The 4,273-nt window shown below is 67.0% G+C and carries 4 protein-coding genes and 1 pseudogene; 1 reads left to right on the top strand and 4 read right to left on the bottom strand.

Features of this window, described 5'->3' with window-relative positions:
• Positions 1 to 171: 171 nt before the first annotated feature.
• Positions 172 to 621: pseudogene (locus tag OTB19_RS41820) on the top strand (DUF6003 family protein).
• 358 nt (positions 622 to 979) lie between these two features.
• Here the strand turns inward: OTB19_RS41820 and OTB19_RS41815 are convergent.
• The 4 genes from OTB19_RS41815 to OTB19_RS41800 form a co-directional block, all read right to left on the bottom strand.
• On the bottom strand, positions 980 to 1,150 hold the full coding sequence (locus OTB19_RS41815; protein ID WP_267804101.1) for a hypothetical protein: 171 nt from the start codon (positions 1,148 to 1,150) through the stop codon (positions 980 to 982).
• A gap of 359 nt (positions 1,151 to 1,509) precedes the next feature.
• The gene (locus OTB19_RS41810; protein WP_267804100.1) at positions 1,510 to 2,403 is read right to left on the bottom strand and encodes a YihY/virulence factor BrkB family protein; all 894 of its coding nucleotides are present in this window, start codon (positions 2,401 to 2,403) and stop codon (positions 1,510 to 1,512) included.
• Positions 2,404 to 3,019: 616 nt separating this feature from the next.
• A protein-coding gene (locus OTB19_RS41805) for an IS5 family transposase (RefSeq protein WP_420717027.1) occupies positions 3,020 to 3,828 on the bottom strand; the annotation gives its coding sequence in 2 pieces (ribosomal slippage) (positions 3,020 to 3,480 and positions 3,480 to 3,828; 810 coding nt in all).
• Between the two features lie 282 nt (positions 3,829 to 4,110).
• Positions 4,111 to 4,273 (bottom strand): chaplin (locus tag OTB19_RS41800; RefSeq protein ID WP_267804102.1); only part of this gene is annotated, 163 nt, incomplete at its 5' end.

Raw genomic sequence — 4,273 nt, 5'->3', positions numbered from 1 at the left:
CCACCGTGTGCCGGACCGAAGCCGGGTCGTCCGAGGACCGCTTCCCGCAGGATGCCTGCGCGCTCACACAGCGTCACCAATCCAGCCACGCCCAACCGGCAAAGGACCTGCGACGCGCTGCACTAGCATCAATGCGCCGCCGATGTCCGATCGAGAAAGCGATGCCACGCAATGGCCGATGACGCTTACCTTTTCCTTCTCTCTGACCAGCGTCCTCGGCTCGGGGCAGCCCTTGCCGCCGTGGGCATTGTGGAGTGCACAGAAACACCGGCCGTGCACGGCTGACTGCAGGCCCACGACGTCTCCGCCTCCTCAGAACGGGTGCGGATCCTCCCTTCCGGCGCGGAGGCTTCTATCCCTGAGGACGCGGAGCGCCTGCCTGTACCGTTGAGTGAGGAAGAGAGCCTTCGGGTTCAGAGGGAATGTGCGCCCCAGTCGGTCACGGGTATGGAGAGCGAGCTGCTGGAGTTCCGCGCGACGACCCAGGATTGGGAGGCTCTCGTCTACCGGGCGCTGACCGCGGGAGTCCCGGCGCCTCGCATCGCGCAACTGACCGGCCTGGACCCGCAGGACATCGGCCGCTTGACTGTGACTTCAGCGGCACCGCGGCCTGCGGGATGACACGCTCCACCTGTCGGCTCATGTTGCGCGAGAGCCGGGTGCAGCGGCAACGGCGCGGCCAGGGCCCGGATTAGCGCGGGCCTGGGCTCGGCCGTCTGCCGGAGTGGATGTCAACCCCCATGGGAGGACGGCGCTCGCCGCGCCGGCGGGGCGGCCGAAGGCCGACCCGCGGGACAGGGAGATCACCCGGCTGACGGCCGGGAACGCCCGCACCTATCGTGCATGCCCCCGCACGTGACCAAGCCCCGTGGCCTTGCGTGCTCTTCCGTGCTCGGACGCGGGAGCGGGAGGCAGCCCGTGCGGGCACCGGGGTGGGGCGAGGCGCCGTCATTGGCCTACCCCATCCCGGTGTTCACTGTCAGCGTCTGCGGCCCGACCAGCTACTGCCGATTCCCGCGACGTGCAGGGCCAGGACCATCAGGCCGAGAAGCATGACGTTCGAAGAAGTGAAGACGTCGTTTGTCGTGATGTCGGCAGCGTTGATCAGAAACGCGATGAAGAACAGTACTGCCGCGGCTATACCAAGCATGGAGCGGTTCCTCTCGAAAAGGGTGAGGCCCGGATACCCTCGTATCCCATTTACTGCCACCTGTTGTCCGGTGTCCTGTCCTGAGGTTGGACTGCCGGAGGTGGGGCGGTAGTTGCGGGTTCCTCTGATCTCGGTGTGTGAAGACAGAAGATCAGACGGTGGCCGCAGGTAGCACCATAGATCCTGCCCAGTGGCAGGAGACGTTCGGGGTCCTGATGTCAGACGGGTTTCCGGGCGCATAAGCGGATGAGATGGGCGGCCGGGCTCGCGCCTCATCGAGGGGCATCCAGCGCCTATGAGACGAACCGTATTGAATGCGCGTAAGGCGCAGAACGCCCTTGACCTGGAAAAGCGCCCGCTTACGCCCTGTCGGTCACCAAGCGGAGTTTGGCCAGTTCGGCGTTGAACTGGGCGCCGGTGAGGAGGGCCAGGTTGGACAGCCACAGCCACACCAGGAAGACGATGATCCCGGCGAGCGATCCGTACAGCCGGTTGTAGGTGCCGACGTGCGAGACGTAGAGGGCGAAGCTCGCGGAGGCGGTGAGCCACAGGGCCACGGCGAGAGCGTCTCCCAGAAGCCGCTGCCTCACCCCGCGTGTCCCGGCCGGGCCCGAGCTGAACAGAACCAGCACCAAGATGGCGACCAGGCACAGCAGAAGCGGCCATTTCAGCGCGTTCCAGGCAACGCCGGCCGTGCGGCCCATGCCCACGAGCCGGCCGACGGTGTGGGCCGCTTCGCCGGTCAGGATGAGCACCAGGGCACTGGAAACCAGAAGCGTCAGCAGCACCAGAGTGGTTATCACCAGCCGCGGTGCCGTCCTCCACGCCGGGCGCAGGTCCTCGATGCCGTGCATGAGGTGCAGGGCTCGGCGGAAGACCCCCAGATAGCTGGAGGCGGACCACAGGGCACCTATCGTGCCGAAGACGGCCAGCGTCCAAGCAGCTGTGTGCTGCTGCGCCATGCCCTGCAACGTGCTCAGCATGACGGGGCGGGACTCGGTCGGCACGACAGCGATCACTTTACTGATCAGGTTGTCGGTGGTCGAGGCGCCGACGATTCCCAGCAGTGAGACCGTGACGAGGAGCGTCGGGAAGAGCGCGAGCACCGCGTAATAGGTGAGTGCGGCAGCGAAGTCGGTCACGTTGTCGTTCCACACCGAGGCGGGGGTGCGCCGCAGAGCGGTGACGATGTGGCGCCAGCCCGGCAGATCGCGCGCGTACGTCGGGGGCGGCAAGGGCGCTGTGGTTGCCACGCGTGTCTGCAAGTGGTGTGCAGGAGGCTCTGCTTTGGAGCGTGACAGCGGTGGGCGGCCGGCACCGCCCGGCTCGAGCGCAGGCGTGGGCGAGCTGCACATCAGGCGGCGCCTTCCCCTCGTGCCATGTTCCGTCGTCCGGTTGCTGTTGTTCCCCGTCGAGCCGTTCGTGCGTCACCCCGGGCGGCACACCCGGCTCGCCGATGCGCGATCTGCGTGGAGAAAGCGGCGGACCCGCATCTGTTCGTGCCGCAGAACCTATCCGCTGCTACGCCGGACAGCCAACTCCCCAGAGGCGGTCGTCTGCCTCCTTGTCCCAGGCCCCGCAGACGGCCGGTGCCGGGACCGTTCCCCTCCTGACTGTTGTCATGGCTAAACAGTTCGGCCGGATGCGTGGCGGGGAAGAAGAAGGGGAGGGCAGGAGCTGATGTCTCCAGTACGGCATGGGCATGCCGGTACCCCGCCGTACGAGGGGGCTCTGCCCGTGGACGTCACCGTCTGGCGCCTGTCGGTGATCTTCCGGCGCAGGCGGTTGGCAGGTCGGTGGCGACTGGCAGGGGGCGGCCACTGAATGCGCGTGATCGTGGGAGTGTACGGCGACTATTGAGAAGTCATCTCATTTGGTGAGTCTGCGGCAGCAGATGAGGGTGCAGGCGATGCTGGTGAAGGCGAGGAAGTGTTCGGCTTTGCGTTCGTAGCGACGGTGGAGGCGTCGGCAGCCGGCGAGCCAGGCCATGGTGCGCTCGACAGTCCAGCGGTGTCGGCCCGGTCGCTGGGAGGATTCGATGCCGCGGCGGGCTATGCGGTGGGTGATGCCGCGTCCGCGTAAGCATCGCCGCAGGTGAGCGTAGTCGTAGCCCTTGTCTGCGTGGAGCTTGCCGGGGCGCCGTCGGCGGGGTCCTCGTCGGGATCGGATCGGCGGGATGCCCCGCACGAGCGGTTCGAGACCGAGGCTGTCGTGCATGTTCGCGCCGGAGATGCCGACGGAGAGGGGCAGACCGGTCCGTTCGGTGAGCAAGTGGATCTTCGATCCGTACTTGCCCCGATCGACAGGATTCGGACCCGTCAGGTCCCCCTTTTCAGGGCTCTCATGTTCACGGAGTCGATCGCGCAGCGGGACCAGTCCAGTTCGCCGCGGGCGCCGAGCTCGTCCAGGACCAGGCGGTGGAGTTTGGCCCACACCCTGGCCTTCGACCACTCGGAAAAGCGCCGATGGGCGGTTGCTCCGGAGGGTCCGAACGACGCTGTGGGCAGCTGCTGCCAGGTGCAGCCTGAGGTGGCGACGAACACGATCGCCGCGAGCACTTCCCTGTCTCCGTGCCGACGCCGGCCCCCTCCCTGACGCCGCGACGGCGGCTCAGGCACCACTCGCTGGAACAGACACCACAACTCATCCGGCACCAGCCGCTCAACGATCCCCACCATGAACGACAGCCTACCCAATCACCTAAATGAGATGACCTCTTATGCGGCTGCGCCTGGATGTGTGCGTGGCAGGCGTCGTACCGTTCGGGGCAGGTCCGGCCGCGGCATCCGGCTGGGGTCGTCGTCCTTGGTTTCGTCCCGTCCTCGCCGCGAGTTGGGGGACGCATGGCTGAGGGGAGTCACCTCAGGGGCGACTCCCCTCAGCCATGCGGCTGGTTCAGAGGCGTACGTGGCCCGCTGGTGCCGGGACGGTGGCTGCCTGCAGGTCAGTGGCCTGGGTGCTCAGTACTCGCCGTGCTGGTTGGTCTTGTGGTGGTCCTTGTGGCCGCCGCTGGCGTTGATGCAGGTGTTGCCGAAGGCCGGGTTGAGGGCGCCGACGACGTTGACGGTGTTGCCGCAGAGGTTGATCGGGATGTGGATGGGCACCTGGACGACGTTGCCGGAC

It is taken from the genome of Streptomyces sp. H27-H5, from assembly GCF_026627505.1.
Taxonomy (GTDB): domain Bacteria; phylum Actinomycetota; class Actinomycetes; order Streptomycetales; family Streptomycetaceae; genus Streptomyces.
The sequence above is the reverse complement of the archived record's forward strand: the minus strand, read 5'-3'. Positions and strand labels throughout refer to the sequence as shown.

Bases quoted from the DNA above. Each gene is read 5' to 3' on its own strand.
- OTB19_RS41815 (WP_267804101.1), bottom strand. From the start codon at position 1,150: ATGCTTGGTATAGCCGCGGCAGTACTGTTCTTCATCGCGTTTCTGATC.